The 22444-nt window shown below is 59.7% G+C and carries 24 protein-coding genes; 5 read left to right on the top strand and 19 right to left on the bottom strand.

Features of this window, described 5'->3' with window-relative positions; genetic code table 11:
- Window positions 1-5: 5 nt before the first annotated feature.
- From SJY29_RS09585 to SJY29_RS09565, 5 genes are all read right to left on the bottom strand, one after another.
- Window positions 6-1577, bottom strand: a complete 1572-nt coding sequence (locus tag SJY29_RS09585) for a TRAP transporter large permease (protein ID WP_400082289.1) — start codon at window positions 1575-1577, stop codon at window positions 6-8.
- A complete protein-coding gene (locus tag SJY29_RS09580) occupies window positions 1577-2173 on the bottom strand; it encodes a TRAP transporter small permease (RefSeq protein WP_055292205.1) in 597 nt (198 codons plus the stop codon). The genes SJY29_RS09585 and SJY29_RS09580 overlap by 1 nt, the downstream gene beginning before the upstream one ends.
- A gap of 107 nt (window positions 2174-2280) precedes the next feature.
- Window positions 2281-2784, bottom strand: coding sequence for a flavin reductase family protein (locus tag SJY29_RS09575; protein ID WP_055292207.1), 504 nt, complete (start codon window positions 2782-2784; stop codon window positions 2281-2283).
- A complete protein-coding gene (locus SJY29_RS09570) occupies window positions 2784-3674 on the bottom strand; it encodes an aldo/keto reductase family oxidoreductase (RefSeq protein ID WP_400082285.1) in 891 nt (296 codons plus the stop codon). Before SJY29_RS09570 ends, SJY29_RS09575 begins: the two co-directional genes overlap by 1 nt.
- On the bottom strand, window positions 3674-4831 hold the full coding sequence (locus tag SJY29_RS09565; protein ID WP_400082282.1) for an LLM class flavin-dependent oxidoreductase: 1158 nt from the start codon (window positions 4829-4831) through the stop codon (window positions 3674-3676). The genes SJY29_RS09570 and SJY29_RS09565 overlap by 1 nt, the downstream gene beginning before the upstream one ends.
- Window positions 4832-4935: 104 nt before the next feature.
- On the opposite strand from SJY29_RS09565, the gene SJY29_RS09560 reads away from it, so the two are divergent.
- Both SJY29_RS09560 and SJY29_RS09555 read left to right on the top strand, forming a co-directional pair.
- A complete protein-coding gene (locus SJY29_RS09560; protein WP_400082280.1) occupies window positions 4936-5643 on the top strand; it encodes a GntR family transcriptional regulator in 708 nt (235 codons plus the stop codon).
- 5 nt (window positions 5644-5648) lie between these two features.
- The gene (locus SJY29_RS09555; RefSeq protein WP_400082278.1) at window positions 5649-6737 is read left to right on the top strand and encodes a Gfo/Idh/MocA family protein; all 1089 of its coding nucleotides are present in this window, start codon (window positions 5649-5651) and stop codon (window positions 6735-6737) included.
- On the opposite strand, the gene SJY29_RS09550 is transcribed toward SJY29_RS09555, so the two are convergent.
- The 10 genes from SJY29_RS09550 to pobA form a co-directional block, all read right to left on the bottom strand.
- A complete protein-coding gene (locus tag SJY29_RS09550; RefSeq protein WP_400082275.1) occupies window positions 6734-6997 on the bottom strand; it encodes a hypothetical protein in 264 nt (87 codons plus the stop codon). The two genes, SJY29_RS09555 and SJY29_RS09550, sit on opposite strands and share 4 nt — an antisense overlap.
- Before the next feature lie 250 nt (window positions 6998-7247).
- Window positions 7248-8117 (bottom strand): MBL fold metallo-hydrolase, encoded by an 870-nt coding sequence (locus tag SJY29_RS09545; RefSeq protein ID WP_400082272.1) that lies wholly within the window; start codon window positions 8115-8117, stop codon window positions 7248-7250.
- A gap of 85 nt (window positions 8118-8202) precedes the next feature.
- Window positions 8203-8814: a sulfite oxidase heme-binding subunit YedZ gene (locus tag SJY29_RS09540; RefSeq protein ID WP_400082270.1), complete on the bottom strand. Its 612-nt coding sequence runs from the start codon at window positions 8812-8814 to the stop codon at window positions 8203-8205.
- A gap of 115 nt (window positions 8815-8929) precedes the next feature.
- A complete protein-coding gene (locus SJY29_RS09535) occupies window positions 8930-9979 on the bottom strand; it encodes a 3-carboxy-cis,cis-muconate cycloisomerase (protein WP_400082267.1) in 1050 nt (349 codons plus the stop codon).
- Window positions 9976-10755, bottom strand: a complete 780-nt coding sequence (pcaD, locus tag SJY29_RS09530; protein ID WP_400082264.1) for a 3-oxoadipate enol-lactonase — start codon at window positions 10753-10755, stop codon at window positions 9976-9978. Before pcaD ends, SJY29_RS09535 begins: the two co-directional genes overlap by 4 nt.
- Window positions 10756-10777: 22 nt before the next feature.
- Entirely contained in the window at window positions 10778-11614 is an 837-nt protein-coding gene (locus tag SJY29_RS09525; RefSeq protein WP_400082261.1) for a 3-keto-5-aminohexanoate cleavage protein, read from the bottom strand.
- Window positions 11615-11620: 6 nt separating this feature from the next.
- Window positions 11621-12217, bottom strand: a complete 597-nt coding sequence (pcaG, locus tag SJY29_RS09520) for a protocatechuate 3,4-dioxygenase subunit alpha (RefSeq protein WP_400082259.1) — start codon at window positions 12215-12217, stop codon at window positions 11621-11623.
- A gap of 1 nt (window position 12218) precedes the next feature.
- Window positions 12219-12938 (bottom strand): protocatechuate 3,4-dioxygenase subunit beta, encoded by a 720-nt coding sequence (gene pcaH, locus SJY29_RS09515; RefSeq protein WP_400082256.1) that lies wholly within the window; start codon window positions 12936-12938, stop codon window positions 12219-12221.
- Window positions 12935-13318: a 4-carboxymuconolactone decarboxylase gene (pcaC, locus tag SJY29_RS09510; protein ID WP_400082254.1), complete on the bottom strand. Its 384-nt coding sequence runs from the start codon at window positions 13316-13318 to the stop codon at window positions 12935-12937. The genes pcaH and pcaC overlap by 4 nt, the downstream gene beginning before the upstream one ends.
- A 42-nt stretch (window positions 13319-13360) precedes the next feature.
- Complete coding sequence (gene pobA, locus SJY29_RS09505; RefSeq protein ID WP_400082252.1) at window positions 13361-14530, bottom strand: 4-hydroxybenzoate 3-monooxygenase; 1170 nt, start codon at window positions 14528-14530, stop codon at window positions 13361-13363.
- 93 nt (window positions 14531-14623) lie between these two features.
- Here pobA and pcaQ point away from each other — a divergent pair, with 93 nt between their 5' ends.
- Window positions 14624-15526 (top strand): pca operon transcription factor PcaQ, encoded by a 903-nt coding sequence (gene pcaQ, locus SJY29_RS09500; RefSeq protein WP_400082249.1) that lies wholly within the window; start codon window positions 14624-14626, stop codon window positions 15524-15526.
- Here the strand turns inward: pcaQ and SJY29_RS09495 are convergent.
- The 4 genes from SJY29_RS09495 to SJY29_RS09480 are packed head-to-tail and all read right to left on the bottom strand — an operon-like array spanning window position 15495 to window position 20424.
- Window positions 15495-16784, bottom strand: a complete 1290-nt coding sequence (locus tag SJY29_RS09495; protein ID WP_400082246.1) for a flavin-dependent oxidoreductase — start codon at window positions 16782-16784, stop codon at window positions 15495-15497. The two genes, pcaQ and SJY29_RS09495, sit on opposite strands and share 32 nt — an antisense overlap.
- A 12-nt stretch (window positions 16785-16796) precedes the next feature.
- The gene (locus tag SJY29_RS09490) at window positions 16797-18323 is read right to left on the bottom strand and encodes an acyl-CoA dehydrogenase family protein (RefSeq protein ID WP_400082243.1); all 1527 of its coding nucleotides are present in this window, start codon (window positions 18321-18323) and stop codon (window positions 16797-16799) included.
- 8 nt (window positions 18324-18331) lie between these two features.
- Complete coding sequence (locus SJY29_RS09485) at window positions 18332-19510, bottom strand: cytochrome P450 (RefSeq protein WP_400082241.1); 1179 nt, start codon at window positions 19508-19510, stop codon at window positions 18332-18334.
- 26 nt (window positions 19511-19536) lie between these two features.
- Window positions 19537-20424 (bottom strand): amidohydrolase family protein, encoded by an 888-nt coding sequence (locus SJY29_RS09480; RefSeq protein ID WP_400088885.1) that lies wholly within the window; start codon window positions 20422-20424, stop codon window positions 19537-19539.
- 97 nt (window positions 20425-20521) lie between these two features.
- Here SJY29_RS09480 and SJY29_RS09475 point away from each other — a divergent pair, with 97 nt between their 5' ends.
- Window positions 20522-21307 (top strand): crotonase/enoyl-CoA hydratase family protein, encoded by a 786-nt coding sequence (locus SJY29_RS09475; protein WP_327544964.1) that lies wholly within the window; start codon window positions 20522-20524, stop codon window positions 21305-21307.
- A 72-nt stretch (window positions 21308-21379) separates the two neighbouring features.
- Window positions 21380-22429 (top strand): TRAP transporter substrate-binding protein DctP, encoded by a 1050-nt coding sequence (gene dctP, locus SJY29_RS09470; RefSeq protein WP_400082238.1) that lies wholly within the window; start codon window positions 21380-21382, stop codon window positions 22427-22429.
- Window positions 22430-22444 lie beyond the last annotated feature (15 nt).

Below are 22444 nucleotides of genomic sequence, written 5' to 3'. Positions count from 1 at the left end.
TGCTGTTAGTTGATGCCCGGTGGTGGGCTAATGCAGGCGCTAAACCCGACTTCGGGGCCGCAGCCCAAGAAGCCTGCAAGGTAAGGCACTGTCATGGAAATGGCGGGGATGTAGGTGATCAGGAAGATCACCAGAATTTCCACCGCAAGGAATGGCAGGATCGCTTTGGCGATGGTTTCAACCCGTTCGCCCGACACCGTACTGGCCACGAATAGGACAAGCCCCATGGGCGGCGTGGCCAACCCCACGGTCAGGTTCACGCTCATGATGATGGCAAAGTGGACGGGGTGCACGCCAAGGTCCACAAAGATCGGCCCGAGGATTGGTCCCAGAATGATGATCGCGGGCCCTGCATCAAGGAACATGCCCACGATAAAGAGCAGGATGTTGATCAGGAACAAAAGCATCAGCGGGTTTTCTGACAGCGACAGGATATAGTCGCTGAGGATCTGCGGGGCGTATGACAGGGATACGACAGTCTTGAAGGCAACTGCCGCCCCCACCAACAGGAGCACCGCCGAGGTGGCCAGCGCCGAACGCGTCAGCACCTCGCCCAGATCGCGCAACTTCATGGAGCGCAGTACAAAGAAGCTGACGATCAGCGCATAGGCCACGGCCACGGCAGAGGCCTCGGTCGGGGTGAAGACACCCACAAGGATGCCGCCCAGAATGATGATGGGGGTTTGCAGAGGCGCGATGGCCTTCTTGCAGACCATGCGGAAATCATGGGTCACGCGCTTGCGGTAGCCCATCAGCATGAAATGGGCGGCGATCAGCAGCAGGCCGAAGACGACCCAGAGGTTGAGGTTATGCACCTTGTCGCCGGCCTCGTTGATTGAAGACAAACCGACAAGGCCCGACAGCCCAGCGTAAAGCGCCATCAGGAGGCCTGCCAGATTGATCCGCACGAGCGCAAAGCTGACCCAGTATTCAATCGGCGTGATCGTCTGGTTCTTGGTGACGATCCGCTCTGCCTTGGGCAGGTCATAGCGGTCGGCCATCAGGCGGACCATCACCATCAACCCGACGCCGACCATGATGCCCGGCACGATACCCGCAAGGAAGAGCGAGGCCACGCTTTCGCCCATCACATAGGCGTAGATGATCATGATGCCCGATGGCGGGATGATCGGGCCGATGACCGATGAGGCGGCGGTGATCGCGGCGGCGAATTTGCGGGTGTAGCCGTTTTTCTCCATCGCGGGGATCATGGTGGAGCCGATGGCAGAGGTATCTGCAACGGCAGAACCGGAAAGGCCCGCGAACAGCATGGATGACAGGATGTTCACATGGGCCAGACCGCCGCGCAAATGGCCCATGAAGGCCTGCGCGAATTCAACCAGCCGCAGGGTAATGCCCCCACGGTTCATAATCTCGCCTGCCAGCATAAAGAAGGGCAGCGCCATCAGCGGGAAGCTGTCCATGCCGTTGTAAAGGTTGCGATAAAGCCCTGCGACGACATTGCGGTTGTCACCTTCGAGCATGATCAGTGCGAAAGGTGAGGCCAGCAATGCAAAGACCACTGGCAGGCCGATCATGATCAGGACAAGGAAAAGGGGAAGGAACCATAAAAGCATCAGTCGGCTCCCTGAAAGTCATCGGCATTGAGCGGTGTGAGGCGGTCGCCCTGGCCCAAGAGCTTGATGATCTGGCGGATGATCAATTCCACATTCACAAGGATCAACAGGTTCACGCCTACAAAGAGCGATGCGTATTGATAGTTGTTCTGGAACTTGGCACCGCATTTGCCGATCTCGATCCCGAAGGGCCAGCGCAGCGAGGACGAACACCCACGCCCTGAAAGCGTCTGGACATGGTTGTTCAGCCCGCGTTCCCACGCGATGACAAGCACCCAAAGGGCGATGCCAAGGATCAGCAGCGTGAGCAGGCCGGAAACAACACGGGGCAGGGCGCGTTCAAGCATATCGATCGATACAAACCCGCCCATGCGGAATGCCAGCGGCGCCATCAACCCCGTCATCCACAGCATACCAAAGCGCGCGCCTTCTTCGGTCCAGTTCGGGGCATCGCTGAGCACATAGCGGAAGAAGACCTGCCCCAGGATCAGCGCGACCATGATGGCGAGGGCGATCACCGCGATCACCTTGCCGATGGCAAGGACCACGGTGTTGAACCGTTCAAGCGGCCATAAAAGACCAAACAGGACCGACATCGGCTCCTCCCCTGTTTCATGTGCGGGCTTGCGCCCTTGTGTTCTTGGGGCTTTGCCCCCGCCGCATGCTGCGGCTCCCCCAGAGTATTTAGGGCAAAATGATAAGTTCAGGTCGCGCTAAACTCTCCGTATTTTCCTGCGTGAAAGACGAGCGGTTCGCCGCCACGGTGGTGGGCTTTGGTGACGCGGCCCACAACAATGACGTGGTCGCCAGCGTCATGCGAGGCCTCGAGATTGCACTCGAACGTGGCAAGCGCGCCTTCAATGATCGGCATGCCGCAGTGCGACAGATGCGTCGGCACGTCTTTGATCGCGGTCTTGGATTTGATGATTGCCGCACAGATATCGCGCTGGTCCGCTGCCATTACATGGACGGCAAAGCGGCGCGAGCCTGCAAAATGTTCAAACCGCCGCGAGGATTTCGCAGGCGACCACAGCACCAGTGGCGGATCGAGTGACACGCTGGCAAAGCTGTTGGCAACGATGGCAACCGGTCCTTCGGGGCTATCGGTGGTGATGATGGTCACACCGGTGACGAAGGTGCCCAAGGCACCGCGAAAGCTGTCGCTGTCAGTGCTGGGGTCGAATGTGGCGATCGTGCCTGCGTCCATTATGGTACCTCTGCGCCAAGTGCGGCTGTGTAAAGTTCGAACCATGTTTCACGGTCCATATTCACTTTCAAAGCGTCTGAGAGTGATTTGATACGATTGATATTATTCGTGCCCATGACCGGCATGATGTTTGCCGGATGCGCCAGTAACCATGCCACTGCGACGGCGGCATTGTCTACGCCATTCTCGGCCGCCACTTTGGCCAGCGCGTCCTGGGCCGCGCCTGTGCCTGTCATCAGGCTGCCGCCACCCAAGGGCGACCATGCCATGATCGGGATATTGCGCTCTTGCAGGTAGGCGACATCGCCGTTGGTAAACCCTGCATGCGCGGTCAGCGACAGTTCGATCTGGTTGGTCACCAGCCGCGTTTTCATGGCCGATTGCAGCAGGGTCCAGTCGTGCAGTTTGAAGTTGGACACACCGATCGAGCGGACCTTGCCGGAGGCTACGACCTCATCCAGTGCCGCTCCGGTTTCATGGTGGTCCATCATCGGATCGGGGCGGTGAATCAGCAGGGTGTCGATCTTGTCGATGTTCATCAGCCGCAGGGAATGGTCCACGGACGCCACGATATGCGCGCGGCTGGTGTCATAGTATTTCACCCGCGCGTCCGCATAGCGCCCTGCGGGGGCGACGATATCGCATTTTGTGACGATCTCGATCTGGTCCTTCAGCGCAGGGGCCGCTTTGAGAGCATTGCCCAGAACCTCTTCGGCCTCATAGCCGCCGTAGATATCGGCCTGATCCATCGTGGTGATACCTTGGGCAAGGCAGGCTTCGATCTTGGCCTGAACATGCGCAACAGAAGTGTCGTTGTCGTCGCTAAGCCGCCACATGCCATAGACGATACGGCTGAAGGAAAGGTCGTTGGTGATCGAGATACGGGTCATTAACGGCGGGGTCCTGTTCCTAGGGGTGTTGCGGGTGTTTCGGCCGGGACACGCCCGTAGGCGTGGGGGAGCGAGCAGGTTTTCAGATGCGGCATGACGCGGGCGCCAAAGTGTTCGGCCTCGTCGATATGCGGGTAGCCCGAAAAGATGAAAGCACGGATGCCCATCTTTTGATAGGCTTCGATTTTGGACATGACCTGATCGGTCGAGCCGACCAATGCCGCACCGCAGCCCGAACGGGCGCGGCCTACGCCGGTCCAGAGACCGGGTTCGGTGTAGCCGTATTTATCCGCCAGTTCGCGGGCCCGCGACTGATGTGCGACACCCAGCGAAATGCTGTCATGGGCGCGGTCGCGGATCAGTTTGCCGTATTCATCATCCAGCTTGGAGGCGATGTAGTCGGCGTATTCCTTCGCTTCTGCTTCGGTATCGCGCACGATCATATGGACGCGCAGCCCGTAGTCGAGTGTCCGGCCATGTTCGGCCGCGCGGGCGTGCACGTCTTTCATGCGCTGTTCCAGCATGTCGGTGGTTTCGGGCCACATCAGATAGACATCGCATTGCGCGCCGCAAAGTTCGAGAGCCGCAGGCGAGTAGCCGCCAAAGTACAAGAGCGGCCCGCCGTTCTGCTGATAGGGTTTGGCGGGATCGGTGGTGAGTTTGGAGATCTGGTAGATCTCGCCGTCATAGCTGACTTCATCCTGCGTCCAGCATTTGCGAAGGATTTCAACAACCTCGTGGCTCCGTTTATAGCGGAAAGCACTGTCTGCGACTTCGCCTGGGAAGTCCGAGCTGATGACGTTGAGCGTCAGGCGCCCTTTGAGCATGTGATCGAGTGTCGCAATGGTGCGGGCAAGCATGATCGGTTGCACTTCGCCACAGCGGATCGCGGCGAGGAAATTGATCTTTTCGGTGAGCGGGGCCATGCCTGCGACAAAGGACAGCGTGTCTTGACCGACCTGATAGGACGAAGGGGCGAGGATGTTGCGGAACCCTTGTTTTTCAGCCGTGAGCGCGATGTCGCGGCAGTGCTCCCATGAGGAGCGCAGTTCGCCGTCAGGCACGCCCAGAAACTGGTAATCGTCCGAACAGAGCGCGGAAAACCATGACACTTCCGCAGCATCCAGATCGGGGCTGGTGATGGGCACGATGGTCATTGATTCTCCTCCCCAGAAGATCGTGTTTCCACTTGCCTAGCACGCAAATATCTGTGCAACAATAGTGTATCAATTTTCATGTGTCGGCTCGGGGAGGTGCCGCCATGGCGACAACCTCTGCACTGCCGAAGTTCATTCAGTTGAGTGAAATGCTGATCCGAGAGATTGCCGCGGGGCATCTGGCGGATGGTGCGCGATTACCACCCGAGCGCGAGATGGCGGATGAATTGGGCGTGGCCGTGGGGACGTTGCGCAAGGCGCTTGCAGATGTCGAGGCCAAGGGATTGCTGGACCGTGTGCAGGGGTCGGGCAACTATGTGCGCCACCGCCCTGCGGTGAATTCGGTCTATGCGTTTTTCCGGCTGGAGCTGCTCAAGGGGGGTGGTTTGCCGACTGCAAAGGTGCTGTCTGTCGATCGCTTGGCCAAGCCGATGGGCTTTGCGCGCTTGGGTGGTGATCCGCAGGGTCACCGGATCAGGCGTTTGCGGTCGCTGGATGGCGTGTTGGTCGCGCTCGAGGAGATCTGGCTGGATGGGGCGGCGCGTGACCGGATCGCTGTGTCGGATCTGTCGGACTCGCTCTATCACTTCTACCGCCATGAACTGGGTGTGGTGATTGCATCGGTCGAAGACCGGATCGGCGTTGATGTGGTGCCCGATTGGGTGCCAGCCGCCTTTCATCTGCGCCCCGGCGCACCTGTGGGTTATATCGAGCGGGTCAGCCTGACCGCCACCAAAGACCCCGCAGAATTTTCGCGCACTTGGTATGACGCCAAGCGCGCCAACTACATCTCTCGTATGGGCAAAGGTTAAGCAACGTGGATACGGTAAACTACGGCCTGATTGGCTGCGGCATGATGGGTCGCGAACATATCTTGAATATCAATCTGCTGCCACAAGGCCGCGTGTCGGTGGTTTATGATCCGGTGGCGGAGCTCGCAGAATCAGCCGCGACCTTGGCGGAAAACGCCCATGTTGCGGGGTCGATTGAAGAGCTACTGGCCTTTGAGAATCTGGATGCGGTGGTGATCGTCAGCCCGAATTACCTGCATGTCCAGCAACTCCAGCAGATCGTGGCGACCCGCCCGCTGCCGATCCTGTGTGAAAAGCCGCTTTACACTGACCCCGCCGATGCGCCCGTGTTGGAGGCGCTGTTCAAGGATTATCCGCATCCCGTCTGGGTGGCGATGGAATACCGCTATATGCCTCCAGTCGCGGCCCTGATTGCACAGGCCGAACAGGCCACCGGTGGCATCAAGATGCTGACGATCCGCGAGCATCGGTTTCCGTTCCTGCCGAAGATCGGCGACTGGAACCGGTTCAACGCCAAGACCGGTGGGACCTTGGTGGAAAAGTGCTGTCACTTCTTTGACCTGATGCGCCTGATTTTGCAGGATGAACCGGTGCGTGTGATGGCGAGTGCGGGGCAGTCGCTGAACCATATTGACGAGCGCTATGATGGTCAGGCGCCGGATATCTGGGACAACGGCTATGTGATCCTGGACTTCGCCAAGGGCGCGCGCGCCATGCTGGAATTGTGCATGTTCGCCGAAGGGTCCAAGTATCAGGAAGAGATCAGCGCCGTGGGGCCGAAAGGCAAGATCGAGGCGCTGGTGCCGGGGCCGGGGCGGTTCTGGCCGCAACTGCTGGGCGCGCCGCCGGTGCCGCAGATGATCATCAGCCCGCGTGCGCCCAAGGGCCCGTATGTGTCGGAAATTCCGGTTGACCCCACTTTGCTGGAAGCGGGCGATCACAACGGATCGACCTTCTATCAGCATCAGCGTTTCAATGCGGTCATGCGCGGTGAAGGTGACGTCGAAGTCACCCTTGCCGACGGGGCAAGGGCGGTTGCGATCGGGATGGCCGCGCAGGAGAGCGCGCGGACGGGACAGGCGGTGACGCTCTAGCTGTCCGCAATCATGTTGGAGGTGGCTGCCTCACAGGCGGCCCCTTCACATGAGACCATCGCCGCAGGAAGGCGCATTTCGCCGTTTTCTGTCATGATGATATAGGCTCCTTCGGCGAAGCCCATATACTGTCCGACAACTGTGAAGTTTTGCTCCTTCAACGTCAGTGAGATCTGTTCTGCACTGACGCCTGAAGGGGAGATGAGTGCGATGGCACCCAACATCATTGTACCAATGATACCGTTTACTGATTTCAACATTTTACTCGCCAATTTTCTAATTTTTTACACATCAACAAGGTCCACCTATTGAACCCGCACTGACCGCGTCAATGAAATAATGCCCAAAAATATCATTCCCTTACCTAAAGGACAGCCGCATCATTTTTTGCACGAAAAACGGCCTGAATGCTGCCGCAATTGGGCATTGAAACGCCATATTTTATTGGGTCTAGGGGCGTTTTTCGGTGATCAGCCGTATAGGTGAGTCGCAGCCAAGGACCGCTGCAGTCTAGCCATGATCGGGCAGGTCGATCCTGAGCCCGTCAGATCCGACAAACAACGTCCCGTCGAAATGACCGGCCACAGCCTTGTGCCAGTCTTCAACGCCGTAGGCGGGGTCATCCGAGGGCAGCAGATGCGACAGGGCCAGCCGCTTGACGCCGGCATTTGCGGCTGTTCTCGCGGCTGCATCGGCGGGGCTGTGGGAACGCAGCAAGTGTTCCATCAGTTTTTCCGAGCCGTTGCCGACACGTTCGGTCAGTGCCGGAAGCGCCTGTTCCAGCATCGCTTCATGGATCAGAAGGTCTGCGCCGCGCGCGAAATCCTCAAGTGCTGCGATGGGTGCGGTGTCGCCTGAAAAGACCACATGGGTGTCGGCGGATTTGAAAGAGAAGGCAAAGCAATCAATCAAAGGCGGGTGGACTGTGCGCATCGCTGTGACTGTCACGCCGCCATGTTCCATGACGTGGCCTGCGTCGATATCGTGCAACTTAACCAGCACGCGTAGGTCAGGGCGGCCTTCGTCGGCGATCCGCAGGTCGATGTCGGCTTTCATAGAGGCCAGAAAGCTGTCCCAATAGGTCTTGATCCCGACCGGCCCATAGATATCGACCTGAGTTTTCAAGCCTGCCGTCCATGCGGTGTGGATGAGCGGGCCGAGTTCAAGGTAATGATCGGAGTGCAGATGGCTGATGAAGATCAGCGAGATGTCCTTGAGTTGCATCCCTTGATCGACCAGCCCTTTGGTCACGCCCAATCCGCAATCCACGACCATGCGTTGCCCGTTGATGCAAAAGAGGTTGGCCGTCGGCATGGAGGACCCAGGCCGGATGGCAGGGCCGCCTTTGGTGCCCAAAAGCACGACGTAGTTTTCGGACATGCTGGCTCCTTTTCGATCCCTTGATCCATTATGGAGGGCAGGCGCCGTGAAGCAAGCACCGCCGCGCACGGTGCCTGCAATTCTTTCAGGCGGCTACGGTGCGCCTGCCGGGGCGCAGGTACCAATACCAGACGCGGTAGGCCTCAAGTGCGATCAGCGGGACGAAGTGGGCCATCGCCGGCGCAATGCCGCCCCAGTCGTGCAGGGCTGCCCAGTGGATCAGGGTCAGCACGGCGGCGGCATATGTCCAGCGTTGCAGCCATTTCCACCATGTGCCCATCTTGCGCACGAAGTAATCCATCGACGTCAGGGCAAGGGGAATAAAGACGATAAACGCGATCCAGCCTGTCCAGATGTAGAGCCGCGAGAGTTCGCGAGTCACGCTCGCAAACGAGCCTTTGTCGATCAGGTAGAACACGGTATGCAAGAGCGCGTAACCGAAGGCCGCAACACCCAGATAGCGGCGGTTCTTTTTGAGCCACTGCGGCCCGCGCCACCCTTTCAAGAGCATTGCCAGCGGTGTGGCCATCAGGGTGACGATCAGAAAGCGGGCGGAAAACTCGCCCGTGGGATGGACCAGAATATGAAAGACCCGGGGATCATCCGAGGTGAGGGCTTCATAGCTCATCAGCACGGCAGGCAGGGCAAAGAGCGCCCAGAGCCAATAGGGGTGCAGGGCAGAAAGGGTTTTGCGCATAATCTCATCCTTGAAATGTCGTATTTGCTGGGGATTACACGCAAGGGCGCTGGCTTTCCGTCGCGGGAAAGTCCGAAAAATCAACTTTTCAAACTTGTTTAGGCTCTTGGTGGCCTTATCCGATCCGCGTGATCCGCGTTGCCAAATCATGCGCAACCGACAGGCTGCGCGCCGTGACTTCGGCCATTTGTGGCAGGATCATCCACTCCAGCACCCATGCCGCGCCAGAGCGTTCCTGTTCATGGATCAGCGCGTGGTGCATCCCGGCAAGCTGTGTCGCGTTGAACCGCGCATTGGTGACCAGCAGTTCGGCCAGCACGGGGTTCTGTTTATGCGGCATGGCAGAAGATGCGCCGCCGCCTTCCAAGCCGATCTCTTCGATACCCTGTTGTGCCATCAGACAAATATCCTGCCCCATCTTGCCGAGGCTTCCGGTGATCAGGGACAAGAGGTTGGCATAATCGGCGATATGGTCGCGCATCGCATGGGGCGCTTTGGACGGATTGTGCAGCCCAAGGTCAGCCGCCATGGCCGCGGCGATGGCATCGCCATGGTCGCCGAGAGCTGCCCGATCTCCGACGGCCCCGCCAAGGCTGAGCACCTCGATCTCGGGGCGCAGGCGGGAGAGCCGCAGCGCGTGCCGCGCCATAGGTTGCGACCACGTGGCGAGCCGTTCCGAAAAGGCGATGGGCAGGGCCGCCTGCATGCGGGTGCGCCCCATGATGGTGCGGTCGCGAAACTGGTCCGAGAGCGCGTCAAAATCGGCGGCCAAGGACGTGAGCCTGTCGCCAAGCAGATCGTTAAAGGCCTTGATGGTCAGGGCCAGCGCTGTGTCGACCACATCCTGCGACGTGGTGCCTGTATGGACCGCACCGGCATCCGGACCCGCGGCGCGTTTCAGTTGCGCTACCAATTCGGGGACAGGTACACCGTCGCGCATCGTGGCGGTGTTGATCGCATCAAGATCGGGTTTGAAATCGGTAATCAGCGCGGCGACCTTTATCGCCTGATCCATGCATATCTTGCCTGTGTGCCCCAAGGCGCGCGTAAAGGCTGCCTCGCATGCCAGCATATGCTGCATCTGCTGCGCCGGCCCCCAGATCGCGGCGGTTTCGCTGTCGCCGAGCAGACCATTCAGCCATGGATGATGCGTGAACCCTGTCATTGGATCCTCTTATGCACCGCAATGATCGCTTGGGCCACCGTTTTGGGGGCCTCGATACAGGGCAGGTGGCCGCAGTCCGCGATCACCTCAAAGGTTGCACCTTGGATCAGCGCGCTGAGGGCACGCACAAGGTCAGGTGGCGTTGACAGATCCGCGCTGCCTGCGATGCAGTGGGTGGGTACGGTGATGGTTCGGGTGGCCGCAGTTGAATCCGTGTCGCGCAGGGCGGCGCAGACGGCGGCATAGCCGTCGGCGGGGGTACGGGCCAGCATGTTGCGGTAAATCGCAAGGGCGGTGGGCTGTTCGGTCCTGAACTGCGCGCTGAACCACCGCTCAAGGATGGCAGGTGCCATTGCGCCGATCCCGTCAGTCTGGACCGCGGCAATCCGCGTGTTCCACATGGCCGCATCGCCGATTTTCGCGCCCGTACAGCACAGCACCAGCCCAGAAACGAGGTCGGGGCGCGTTGTTGCCAAACCCTGCGCAATCAAGCCACCGACGGAGACGCCGCATATAAGGGCAGAAGTCAGACCGGTGTGGTCCATCAGCGCGGCGACATCACCGACCAGATTTGGCATGGTGATATCATTGCCATCGCTGAGACCGTGGCCGCGTTTGTCGATACACAGCACAGGCGTCTCCGCGGGCAAGTGCGCGATCACCGCGTCCCAGATACGGAAATCCGTGCCGAGCGAGTTGAGAAAGACCACAGCACGCCCCTGGCCCGCGTGGAAGCGGTAGTGCAGGGTGGCCCCGTTGAGTGTTGCAAACATCATTGAGCGCGGTCCTGCGGGCTGATCATGCAGCGCTCTTTTGCAGGCCGAGAATCGCGCGCGCCTCTTGCCATGTGGCGACGGGGCGTTCGTATTTGTCGCACAGATCAACAGCGCGCTGCACCAATGCCGCATTCGACGGGGCCAGCGTGGTGCGATCAAGACGGATGTTGTCTTCAAGGCCGGTGCGGGTATGCCCACCCTTGGAGATGGCCCATTCATTCACCGTCAGTTGCGTAGGCCCGATGCCTGCGGCACACCACTGGGCATCAGGGGCCAGCCGTTTCAGGGTCTCGATGTAGAAGTCAAAGATCGGCTCATCTGCGGGCATCGCGTTTTTGACACCCATCACGAATTGTACGTAAAGTGGCCCCTTCAAGCGCCCGTCACCTGCCATGCGGGTGGCCTGGACAATATGGCTGAGGTCAAAGGCTTCGATTTCGGGTTTGACGTTATAGGCCAGCATTTCCGCCGCCAGCCAATCCACAAGATCGGGACTGTTTTCATAGACGCGCGTGGGAAAATTGTTGGAGCCAACCGAGAGTGACGCCATGTCGGGGGCCAAGGGCAGCATGCCGCCGCGTTCGCGCCCCGCGCCTGAACGCCCGCCCGTGGAAAGTTGCACGATCATGCCGGGGCAATGTGCCTCGATGCCTTCTTTCAGCCGCGCAAAGCGTTCTGGATCAGAGGTGGGTTTGCCTGCGTCATCGCGAACGTGGCAATGGGCGATAGTGGCACCGGCCTCGAATGCGGCATGGGTGCTTTCGATCTGTTCGGCGATCGTCACAGGCACTGCCGGATTGTCGGCTTGTGTCGGGACAGAGCCGGTGATGGCCACGCAGATGATACAGGGGTTTGTCATGGTCGGTTACACATCCAGAAAGACGGTTTCATTCTCGCCTTGCAGGCTGATGTTGAATTCATAGGTGTTTGCCTCGCCCTTGGCGATCAACGTGTCGCGGCGGTGCGCCTGTTCGATCAGGTTCAGCACCGGATCGCTGGGATTGGCACTCTCATCGTCAAAATACATCCGCGTGTTCAGGCCCACATTGATACCGCGCGCGACCAGCCAGAGGTTCAGGTGCGGTGCCGCCGTGCGCCCGTCCGTGCCGGTAACGGGGCCGGGCTTGACGGTCTCAAAGGTGAATTTGCCGGTGTCAAAATCGGGGATCACACGGCCCCAGCCGCGAAAACCCTCTTCGACATCGCCCGCACCGGCATAGATGCCTGCGGCATTGGCCTGCCAGATCTCGATCAGCACGTCCTTGACCGGCGCGCCTGTGCCGTCGGTCACGATACCTGTCACGGTGATCCGCTGGCCCTTGGCGTTGGGTCCGGCGATATCGCGGCCCAGTTCCTGTGCGTAGATATCAAACCCCGCATCACCGGGGGCGAGGCCGATATGTACATAGGGGCCTGCCGTCTGCGAGGCGGTTTCTTTGAGGTAGTCGAGTGATTGGGTCATATCAATTTCCCTCCGGACGGTTTTCAAAGAAGGTCGAACGCTGGCCGCGCAGGATGATGTCGAACTTATAGGCGATGCTGTCGAGCGGGACTGTCGCGTTGAGGTCGAGGGCTGCGACGAGTTGATCCACCGCGCGCTGGTCGGGGATGGATTTCACGATGGGGCATTTCGCGATCAGCGGGTCGCCTTCGAAGTACATCTGGGTAATCAGGCGCTGGGCAAAGGCCGTGCCGAAAACCGAAAAATGGATATGTGCCGGACGCCAGCTGTTGATCCAGTTGCGCCACGGGTAGGCGCCCGGTTTTACGGTGCGGAAGGTGTAATAGCCGTTCTCGTCTGTAAGGGTCCGGCCGCAGCCGCCGAAATTGGGGTCGATCGCGGCAAGGTAGCTGTCTTTCTTGTGCCGGTAGCGCCCGCCTGCATTGGCTTGCCAGATTTCCACAAGCGTGTTGGGCACTGGACGCCAGTTTTCATCCAGAACACGGCCATGCAGGATAATCCGTTCGCCGATGGGATCACCGGATTTGGCGTAGTTGCGCAACAGGTCATTGTCGATGGCGTCGATGTCGTTGTGGCCGAAGGTCGGGCCTGTGAGTTCGCTGGGCGAGCCCTCGAGCGACAAAAGCGCGTTCTTCGGGGACCGGCCGAGGCTGGTCTTGTAATCCGGTGCCAGTGCAGGGGGGTGCCATTCGCGGTCGCGTTGGTAAAGCGGTGATGTCATGTCTGATCCCCTTCCATTTCGGCATAGGTTTGTTTGGCAAGCTTGATCGCGTGATTGGCCGCAGGCACGCCCGCGTAGATCGCGACATGCTGAAAGGCCTCGATCACGTCCTGTTTGCTGGCACCGGTGCGCGCTGTCGCGCGGATATGCATCGGGATTTCCTCAAAGTTCTTGGTCGCAGCCAGCAGCGCCAGTGTGATCATCGACCGTTCACGCTGCGTGATCGCATCTGACGCCCAGACCGTGCCCCAGGCGGCTTCGGTGATCAGCGTCTGGAACGGCAGATCAAAGTCGGTCTTGGCGGCTTCTGCCTTATCCACATGCGCGTTGCCCAGAACGGCACGCCGTGTCGCCATGCCTGTGTCAAACCGGTCTGTCATTGTGATCCTCCGTCGTGAGTGAATGTCAGACGCGCGCGTAAATCAATACGGCAAGCCCACATAGTTTTCAGCCATCGCCTTTTGCGCGGCTTTGTTGGACCGCAGGAATTCGAGATCGGCGACCTGCATTTTCAGATCGAATTCGGATTGATCGGGATAGCGGTGCATCAGAGACGAGAACCACCAGCTAAAGCGCTCGGCCTTCCAGACGCGGGCGAGGGCCTTTTGCGAATAGCTGTCGATGCCGTCAGTGCTGCCGTTGGCGTAGAATTCGGTCAGGCCGTCATAGAGGTAATGGACATCAGAGGCCGCTGTGTTCAGGCCCTTGGCCCCCGTGGGCGGTACGATATGGGCGGCGTCACCGCACAGGAACAAGCGCCCCCAGCGCATCGGTTCGGTCACGAAGGACCGCAGGGGCGCGATGGATTTCTCGATCGACGGGCCTGTGACCAGATTTGCCGCCTGATCGGCAGGGATACGGCGTTTCAGCTCTTCCCAGAAGGCCGCGTCCGTCCAGTCCTCGGGTTTGTCGCTGAGCGAGCACTGGATGTAGTAGCGGCTGAGGTTTTCGTTGCGCATCGAGCAAAGAGCAAAGCCGCGCGGTGAATTGGCGTAGATCAGTTCGTGGTTAACGGGGGGCGTCTCCGACAGAATGCCAAGCCAGCCAAAGGGATAGACCTTTTCATATTCGCGCCGCACATCCAGTGGAATTGTCTGGCGGCTGACCCCATGGAACCCGTCACAGCCTGCGATGAAATCACACTCAAGGCGCCGCTCTTGGCCATCAACCATATAGGTGATGGAGGGGGCGTCAGTGTCGGCGTCGTGGATCACCACGTCTTCGACGTTGAATTCAATCTGCCCACCTGCTTTTTCGCGCGCATCATAAAGGTCACGCGTCACGTCGGTCTGGCCGTAAACGACAACAGGTGTGCCTGTGTGTTCGGTGAAATCGACGCGGAACATCTCATCGCCGTAAGAAATCAGTGTGCCGTCATGCAGGATCCCCTCTGCATGGAGGCGGTCGGCACAGCCTGCTTCTTCCATGAGTTTGACCAGACCCTGCTCAAGCACGCCGGCACGAATGCGCCCCAGAACGTAGTCGCGCGTCTTGCGTTCCAACACGACGCTTTCAATGCCGCGTGTGTGCAGCAATTGAGACAATAAAAGACCCGATGGTCCGCCACCGATGATCGCCACTTGCGTTTTCATGTTTGAAATGCCTCCTGCGAAAGGGAATGGCATATTGAAACGGTGATGAAAATTGATTATTCGCGTCATTTAGTTGCTATTTTGGGAAACTAAATGGATCACAGGATCAAATTTCGCCATCTCAACGCGTTCAGTGCGATTGCCCGTGCGGGCAGTCTGAAGGTCGCGGCAGAGCAGTTGCACCTGACCCAGCCTGCGATCTCAAAAGCACTCAAAGAGCTGGAAGAGATTATTGGCGTCGTATTGCTGGAACGCAGCCGTGCGGGCGTGAAACTGACGGCAGAGGGCGATACGTTCCTGCAATTCGCCGAACAAAGCACTTCGGCCTTGCGACATGGATTGCGTAGCGTGCGGGCGACGGGGTTGTCGGCGGGAAAGCTGCGCATCGGGGCGCTGCCCAGTGTGGCCTCACATCTTTTACCGCAGGCGGTGTCGGATTTTGGTGCGCGCAGCCCTGATACGCTGATTGAGTTGCATGAGGGGCCGCATCAGGACCTGACGACGCGGTTGCGCAGCGGGGGGCTTGATCTGGTTGTGGGGCGATTGGGGCGGCCTGAAACGATGACGGGCCTCGAATTTTTGCAACTTTACACCGAAGCAGTGGTAGTCGTCGCACAGCCCGAAAGCCCCGCCTTGGCTGTCCGCCAATTCGCAGAGCTTGATGCGTTTCGCGTTCTTTATCCACCGCAAGACTTTGCCATTCGGTCGCTCGTGGCGCGTTTGCTGATTTCGCAAGGGGTGCCGCTGTTTCGGGACCGGATTGAGTCTGCCTCATCTGCTTTCGGGCGGGCCGTCACGCTGGCCGATCCCAACACTGTTTGGGTGATCAGCTACGGCGTTGTGGCCGCTGATCTGGCCGAGGGGCGATTGGTGGCGCTTGATCTGGATACATCGGCCACCACGGGGGCCGTGGGGGTGATGTCGCGCGCCGAAGAGGTGCGTTCAGTTGCGGCGCGGGCGTTTATCAGTGCGCTGGTACGTGCGGTGCCGGAGTAGGCGCAATCGTCGGCGGCGCTGCATTCAGCCGGTCGATGGCAAAGCCTGCGGCGGCTTTGTAATCGGCCATAAAGGCCGCACGCTCAGCGGCGGGGATCACGTCGTCGATATTGTCGAACACACCGCCACAGCGGTCATCCAGCAGATTGAGCAGGCCAAACGGCCCTGCGCCGCGGTTGCGCAGGATCAAGGCAGAAACAGGTGCGCAAAGCTGCGCGTCATAGGCCGCAAGCGCCGCAGGGGTCACGCCATGCGCCAGCATTTGTGCACCGATCACGCGGGCGTCGACGATGGCCTGGCTCGCCCCGTTGGACCCTGTGGGATACATTGCATGGGCTGCGTCACCCATCAAGCCTACGGGTCCATCGACCCAAGTGGGGATCGGATCGCGGTCGATCATGGGGTTTTCATAGGCATTGTCGGTGCGCGCTAGCATGGCAGGGACATCAAGCCAGTCGTACCGGAATTGATCAAAATGGTGCGCGAAGCTGTCCACGTCGACCGGGCGGAACCAGCCTTGTTCCTGCCAGCCGCCTGCGTTGTCACGCGTCACTTCGGCGATCCAGTTGATCAGGGCTGTGCCGTCTGCGGCGGGGGCCGAGATCGGATAGATCACCATGCGGTGTTCATGCGTGCCCAGCCCGATGAAGGATGATCCGGTGCGCATCGGTTTAGCGCGGATGGTGCCACGCCACATGACAGCACCGCCCCAATTGATGGGCGGTTGGTCAGGGTGCATCTGGGCGCGGATGGCCGAATGGATGCCGTCGGCCCCGATCAGAAGCTTGGCTTTGAGGTCTCGGGTCGTGCCGTCTGCATCGCATAGTTCTGCGATCACGCCGTTTTCCGTCGTGCGATAGCCTGTGACACGCGTACCAAGGATCACGGCATCGGCCCCCAACCGTTCCACGACCTTGCGGTACAGCAGCATATGGAATTCACCGCGATAGGCTGCGTATTGCGGCCATTTGTATCCGGCCTCGGTGCCACGGGGTTCGGCGTAGACTTCCTTGCCGTTCAGCCCCACCAAGGCCCATTCGCGTGCGGGCACGCCAACGGTATCAAGATCGGTGGCCGTGATGCCCAGATCGAAGAGTTCGCGCACGGCGTTGGGTTGAATGTTGATGCCCACGCCCAAAGGCTGCATGACAGGTGCGGCCTCGATCACGCGGCAGGACACCCCGATCTGGTGCAGCGTCAGCGCCATGGTCAGCCCGCCGATGCCGCCGCCTGCGATAATGACGTCTGGGTTGGTCATGGGGTGATCCTTCTAGCGTGCTGTTTGCGCAAGGCGCAGCAGGTCTTGGGGGGCATGGTGATGGTGTGCCACATGGGCGATCTGCGTCCAAGAGGCTGCGCAGAACAATTGCGCTGTTTCCTGCGCGAAAGCGTGGGCCTGGGGAAGGGGATCGGCGGCGCGGGTCATCTCTGCCCGCCAGCCTTGCCAAGCGTCAAGACGGGCCAGAACCGTCTTTGATCCATGTGCAAGTTCGGTGATCAGCTCTGCGAATTCATCTGCGCCGCCCCCCGGGCGCAGGCCGCGTGTGGCGATGCTGCGTTCGTGGATACCGTTTGCGCCTTCGTAGATCGCGCAGATGCGGGCGTCCCGCCAGATCTGGTCAAGCCCGTATTCGGTCAGGTAACCATAGCCGCCCAAGATCTGGATCCCGAGATCAGCGGCGCGGATGCCTGCCTCGGAGCCGAAAACCTTGCACAGCGGGGTCAGGAAATCGCCAAGCGCAGGACGGTCGTTGCGTGCAAGCGCCACCAGCGCGATGTGGCACATGGCCCGCGCGCCCATGGCAAGTCTGCGCTGTTCGTTCAGCATCCGCAGCACATCGGCATGATGATGCAGTTGTGCGGGCGCGCCATCTGCCTGACGGCCTTGTGTGCGCTCGGCGGCATAGGCGGCGGCGATCTCGGCGGCTCGGCTGGCGTGGGCGACCCCTTGCAGCGCCACATCAATTCGGGCGTGGTTCATCAGGGTGAACATAGCCGCAAGCCCTTGGCCTTCCGCGCCGATCAGTTCTGCCCCTGCGCCGTCAAAGCGCATCTGGCAGGTGGGCGAGGCGTGCAGCCCCATTTTGTCTTCGATCCGAGTGACGCTGACCTGTGCCTGTGCGGGGCAAAGGTAGAGCGAAAGGCCCTTCATCCCCGAATCTGCAGGCCCGCTGCGCGCCAGCACCAGATGCAGGATATCGGCGGACATGTCCTGATCGCCGCCAGAGATGAAGATCTTTTCGCCGGTGATTGTCCAGCCATCGCCTGTGTTTTCAGCACGGCAGCGGATGGCGGACAGATCAGACCCCGCCTGTGCTTCGGTCAGACACATGGTGGAGAGCGTATCGCCCGAGGCGAGTTTGGGAATCCAGTGGTCCTGCTGGGCGGGGCTGCCGTATTTCAGCAGTGTCGTAATCGCGCCGGGGACCAGATTGCAGACCATTTGCAGCGCGTGGTTGGCGCCGGAAAACACCTCGGATACTGCCGCCGCGATCAGTGGCGAGGCTGCCATGCCGCCAAACCGTTCGGGCGCTGTCAGGCCTTGCCAGCCATCGCCCGCAAGCTGCGCATAGGCTGCGCCAAAGCCTTCGGGCATCCGCACGCGGCCATTGACCAGCTGTGCATGCTGCTGGTCGCCGATGGCGTTGAGCGGGGCGATGACGCCTTCGGCGAAGCCTGCGAAATGGCCCAGAATATCGCCTGCAAGCTCTGCGTCCCAGTCATCAAGCCTGTTGGCCTGTGCGACATGGTTGAGCGAAAAGAGGATGTCTTCGGTGGGGGCTTTGAAGGCTGTCATGGGCGGCGCTATTTCAGCAAGACAGGGATTTGCACGGGGCCGCGAAAGCCAAAACCGCGCCAGATGACGGCGTCAGTGTCGGGAATTTCCATGTCGGGGAACCGGTCAAACAGGATCGGCAGCATCACCTTGCCAACCGCGCGACGTGCGACATGCGTACCTTGGCAGAAATGCGGGCCGTTTCCAAAGGATTGATGGGGGTTCTTGTCACGGTAGACCTGAAACGCCTCGCCGTTGTCGTAGAGCTCTTCATCGCGGTTGGCGCTGGCTTGGATGGTCATGACCGTGTCACCCTTGGGAATCAGATAGCCGCGAATTTCCGTGTCCTCGGTGACGAGCCTTGATGAGGCCGAGATCGGGGCGACCCAGCGCACGCCTTCTTCAAAGGCTTTGTCCCAACCGTCGTTGCGCTTGACCTCTTCCAACTGGTCGGGGTTGGTCAACAACCCGTAAAGGATGGTGTTGAGCGCATCGCGCGGTTCGTTGATCCCGCCGCCGATGGCGATTTTGATGTTGGCGTAGATTTGCGACATCGCGATCGGATCGTCGGCGTTCAGCATGACCGAAAAGGCCGAGTTGTTGGGCGCGGCGCGGTGGCGGTCCTGAATGCTGTCGAGCAACGCATCAATCGCGTCATTGGCGCGGTCGCTGCGCGCAAAAGGCGCGTCGCGCCAGCCAAAGTTGCCCGCCCCTTCGATCAGCGCTTGCGACCATTCGAGCATGTCTTCATCGCTGGCCTCTTCCATCCCCAGCAGGATCGCAAGGCCGCGCGCGGCGTAGGCACCCGACAGGATTGAAAAGAGGTCAACCACCTCGCCGCGCGGCAGGCGGCCGACATAATCACGTGCGATTTCCTCGTAGCGGGGCATCCAGTCGTTCTGGATCACCCGTGCCGCAAAGGCGGGGGCCATGGCCATCCGTTCGCGGCGGTGTTCTTCGCCGTCCTTGCGCATCAGGGTATGGGCGCGGAAGGCGCGTTTCATGGGGGTGTTTGGGTCGTCCGAGCTGAAGATCTCGGGGTTGTCTTTGACGTATTTGGTATCGGCAGCTTTGGTCAGAAGGGTGCGCCCTGCCGCTTTGACGCGTAGCACAGGGGCCTCGGCGCGCAGACGGCGGTAGATCGGAAACGGATCGCGGTCCAACTGTTCCAGCGTGATCGTATCGTCCAGAGGTGCTTGTTTAGTCATTGTCGCAACCTTTCCGGTGTGGGGGCCTAAACGCTTTCACCCAAAATGCGCAGGGCGTTTTCCTTCAGGATCAGGGGGCGGACCTCGTCTTTGAAGGGCGCGTTTTCGAAATCTGCCAACCAGCGGTCCGGTGTGATCGCGGGCCAGTCGGAGCCGAACAGCATCTTCTTTTTCAGGATCGAATTGGCATAGCGGATGAAGGTTTCGGGAAAGTATTTGGGCGACCAGCCGGACATGTCATAATAGACATTGGGCTTGTGCTGGGCGACGGCGAGGCCTTCTTCGGTCCACGGGAAAGACGGGTGGGCCAGCACGATGGGCATGTCGGGGAAATCAACCGCCACATCATCAAGGTGCATGGGGTTGGAATACTTCAGCCGCATTCCCATGCCGCCGCGCATGCCGGACCCAACACCGGTCTGGCCGGTGTGGAAAAGCGTGATCGCCCCTTCTTCGGCGCATGCTTCAAGCACGGCATAGGCGGTGTCGTGGTCGTTGGGAAAAAACCCCTGCATGGTGGGATGGAATTTGAAACCGCGCACGCCGAATTCGCGCACCAGACGGCGCACTTCGCGCGCGCCAGCCTTGCCCTTGTGCGGATCAACCGAGGCAAAAGGGATAAGGATGTCGTCGTTCTCGGCGCAGATTTTCGCGACTTCTTCGTTCGAATACCGCCGGAATCCCGTTTCGCGTTCTGCATCGACCGGAAAGATCACGGCGGCGATATTGCGTTCGCGGTAGTAGTTGGCGGTGTCCTGCACGGTGGGCAACATGCCCTGCGCGCCTGCGGGATTTTTGAAATAGGCAGCCATGCCAGCCTGAAATTCATTGTACCCGTCATCGCGATGGTTACAGCAGGGTTCTTCTGCGTGGGTGTGAAAATCAATTGCTTTCACCGAGGCGAAATCGACCATGTAATCCTCCCGCATGACCAGTCCGTGCAAAAAAAGATATACAGCAAAACTGTTAACCTATACAACAGTTTTCAGAATTGAGTTTTTTACGGAGAGAATGATGCGGTCTTCGGAGCTGGATACCTCTGTCACACGCGTTGACGTGGACGGCGATATTGCGACCATCGTTTTCAACCGTCCTGACAAGCGCAATGCAATGAACGACGCGCTTGTCGATGCGCTCGACGCTTTCTTCTCCAACCCGCCAGAGGGCGTGAATGCCGTTATTTTACGGGGTGAGGGCGGGCATTTCTGTTCCGGTCTTGATCTGGCCGAACATGAATGCCGCAAACCGATCCCCGGCGTTTTCCATTCACGCAACTGGCACCGTGTGTCCGAGTTGATCGAGTTCGGCGGGCTGCCTGTCATCTCGGTTCTGACCGGTGCGGTCATTGGTGGCGGGCTTGAAATTGCGACATCGACTCACGTGCGGATTGCGGAACCATCGGTGCGGTTTCAACTGCCCGAAGGAAGACGCGGCATCTTTGTGGGTGGCGGGGCGACTGTCCGGGTTGGCCGGATTCTGGGTGCTGACCGGATGCGCGAGATGATGTTGACGGGCCGCAGTTACGGGGCCGAGGATGGACTGGCGATGGGGCTGGCCCATTATGCCGTTGAAGAAGGCGAGGGTCTGGCCCTTGCGCAGAAGCTGGCGCGCCGGATTGCGGATAACGCGCCGTTTTCAAATTACCTGATGATCAATGCGATTTCGCGCATCGGGGATATGTCGCGGAGTGACGGGCTCTTTACCGAGAGCCTTGCGGCAGCAATGTCTCAGTCATCTGATGGCGCAAAAGAAGGGCTGCGCGCCTTTCTTGAGAAGCGGGAGCCAAAATTCAGGTGACAAGAGGCTGGATCAACGCGCAGTGTGAAAAACGCACGACGCACTAACTCAAAATCTTTGGGAGGAGATACCATGAAAAGAAGAGACTTTCTGAAAACCACTGCTGCCAGTGCGCTTGCCGCTGGTGTTGGCCCCAATCTGGCCTTTGCACAGGATGCGACCTTGCGGTTCCACCAGTTCCTGCCGCCTGTCGCACCGCTGCCTGCCGCTGCGTTCAAACCTTGGGGTGAGCGTCTTGAGGCGGCCTCGGGCGGGCGTTTGCGCATCCAGCACTTTGACGCGATGGCCCTTGGCGGGCGTCCGCCTGAATTGCTTGACCAGGCGCGTGACGGTGTTGTCGATATCGCGATGTCTGTTGTGGGCTACACCCCCGGACGATTCCCACGGACCGAGGTGTTCGAATTGCCTTTCATCATGAAAGATTCGATCGCCACCTCACTGGCATTCCAGCAGATGATCGAAGAAGACTTTGCTGAAAGCGAATACGGCGACTTCAAAGTGCTGGCCGGTTGGGTCCACGGCGCGGGCCTGATCCACTCGGAAGAGCCGATTACCCGGCTCGAGGATATGGCGGGCAAAACTCTGCGCGGTCCAACCCGCATCATCAACGATCTGCTGTCCGAGCTGGGTGCTGAACCCGTCGGTATGCCGCTGCCCGCAATCCCCGAGGCGCTGTCCAAAGGTGTCATCAACGGCACGGTTATTCCATGGGAAGTGACACCGTCGATCCGTTTGACGGAACTTGTCAGCAACCACACCGAATTCGGTGGACCAGAGGCGCTCTATACCGCGACGATCATCATGGTGATGAACAAGTCCGCTTATGAAGCGCTGCCAGATGATCTGCGTGAAATCCTCGATGCCGAAAGCGGTGCGGCGATGGCGCAGGCCTTCTCGCAAGTGATGTTCGACTACGATGCACCAGGTCGCGAGATTGCGGTGAATGCAGGCAACAACATCATCACGCTGGATGAAGCCGAGGTGGCGCGCTGGAAAGAAGCCGCACAGCCGGTCATCGACAGATGGGTTGCTGAAATGGATGCCAAAGGCATTGATGGTCAGGCGCTGATTGACCGCGCGAAACAGCTGATCGACGAGAAAACAGCGATGCTTGCGGGCTAGCAGTTTTAGCGATTG

This window comes from Yoonia sp. R78084 (assembly GCF_044595625.1).
GTDB lineage: Bacteria > Pseudomonadota > Alphaproteobacteria > Rhodobacterales > Rhodobacteraceae > Yoonia.
The sequence above is the reverse complement of the archived record's forward strand: the minus strand, read 5'-3'. Positions and strand labels throughout refer to the sequence as shown.

Bases quoted from the DNA above. Each gene is read 5' to 3' on its own strand.
- SJY29_RS09585 (WP_400082289.1), bottom strand. From the start codon at position 1,577: ATGCTTTTATGGTTCCTTCCCCTTTTCCTTGTCCTGATCATGATCGGC.
- SJY29_RS09580 (WP_055292205.1), bottom strand. From the start codon at position 2,173: ATGTCGGTCCTGTTTGGTCTTTTATGGCCGCTTGAACGGTTCAACACC.
- SJY29_RS09575 (WP_055292207.1), bottom strand. From the start codon at position 2,784: ATGGACGCAGGCACGATCGCCACATTCGACCCCAGCACTGACAGCGAC.
- SJY29_RS09570 (WP_400082285.1), bottom strand. From the start codon at position 3,674: ATGACCCGTATCTCGATCACCAACGACCTTTCCTTCAGCCGTATCGTC.
- SJY29_RS09565 (WP_400082282.1), bottom strand. From the start codon at position 4,831: ATGACCATCGTGCCCATCACCAGCCCCGATCTGGATGCTGCGGAAGTG.
- SJY29_RS09560 (WP_400082280.1), top strand. From the start codon at position 4,936: ATGGCGACAACCTCTGCACTGCCGAAGTTCATTCAGTTGAGTGAAATG.
- SJY29_RS09550 (WP_400082275.1), bottom strand. From the start codon at position 6,997: ATGTTGAAATCAGTAAACGGTATCATTGGTACAATGATGTTGGGTGCC.
- SJY29_RS09545 (WP_400082272.1), bottom strand. From the start codon at position 8,117: ATGTCCGAAAACTACGTCGTGCTTTTGGGCACCAAAGGCGGCCCTGCC.
- SJY29_RS09540 (WP_400082270.1), bottom strand. From the start codon at position 8,814: ATGCGCAAAACCCTTTCTGCCCTGCACCCCTATTGGCTCTGGGCGCTC.
- SJY29_RS09535 (WP_400082267.1), bottom strand. From the start codon at position 9,979: ATGACAGGGTTCACGCATCATCCATGGCTGAATGGTCTGCTCGGCGAC.
- pcaD (WP_400082264.1), bottom strand. From the start codon at position 10,755: ATGATGTTTGCAACACTCAACGGGGCCACCCTGCACTACCGCTTCCAC.
- SJY29_RS09525 (WP_400082261.1), bottom strand. From the start codon at position 11,614: ATGACAAACCCCTGTATCATCTGCGTGGCCATCACCGGCTCTGTCCCG.
- pcaG (WP_400082259.1), bottom strand. From the start codon at position 12,217: ATGACCCAATCACTCGACTACCTCAAAGAAACCGCCTCGCAGACGGCA.
- pcaH (WP_400082256.1), bottom strand. From the start codon at position 12,938: ATGACATCACCGCTTTACCAACGCGACCGCGAATGGCACCCCCCTGCA.
- pcaC (WP_400082254.1), bottom strand. From the start codon at position 13,318: ATGACAGACCGGTTTGACACAGGCATGGCGACACGGCGTGCCGTTCTG.
- pobA (WP_400082252.1), bottom strand. From the start codon at position 14,530: ATGAAAACGCAAGTGGCGATCATCGGTGGCGGACCATCGGGTCTTTTA.
- pcaQ (WP_400082249.1), top strand. From the start codon at position 14,624: ATGGATCACAGGATCAAATTTCGCCATCTCAACGCGTTCAGTGCGATT.
- SJY29_RS09495 (WP_400082246.1), bottom strand. From the start codon at position 16,784: ATGACCAACCCAGACGTCATTATCGCAGGCGGCGGCATCGGCGGGCTG.
- SJY29_RS09490 (WP_400082243.1), bottom strand. From the start codon at position 18,323: ATGACAGCCTTCAAAGCCCCCACCGAAGACATCCTCTTTTCGCTCAAC.
- SJY29_RS09485 (WP_400082241.1), bottom strand. From the start codon at position 19,510: ATGACTAAACAAGCACCTCTGGACGATACGATCACGCTGGAACAGTTG.
- SJY29_RS09480 (WP_400088885.1), bottom strand. From the start codon at position 20,424: ATGGTCGATTTCGCCTCGGTGAAAGCAATTGATTTTCACACCCACGCA.
- SJY29_RS09475 (WP_327544964.1), top strand. From the start codon at position 20,522: ATGATGCGGTCTTCGGAGCTGGATACCTCTGTCACACGCGTTGACGTG.
- dctP (WP_400082238.1), top strand. From the start codon at position 21,380: ATGAAAAGAAGAGACTTTCTGAAAACCACTGCTGCCAGTGCGCTTGCC.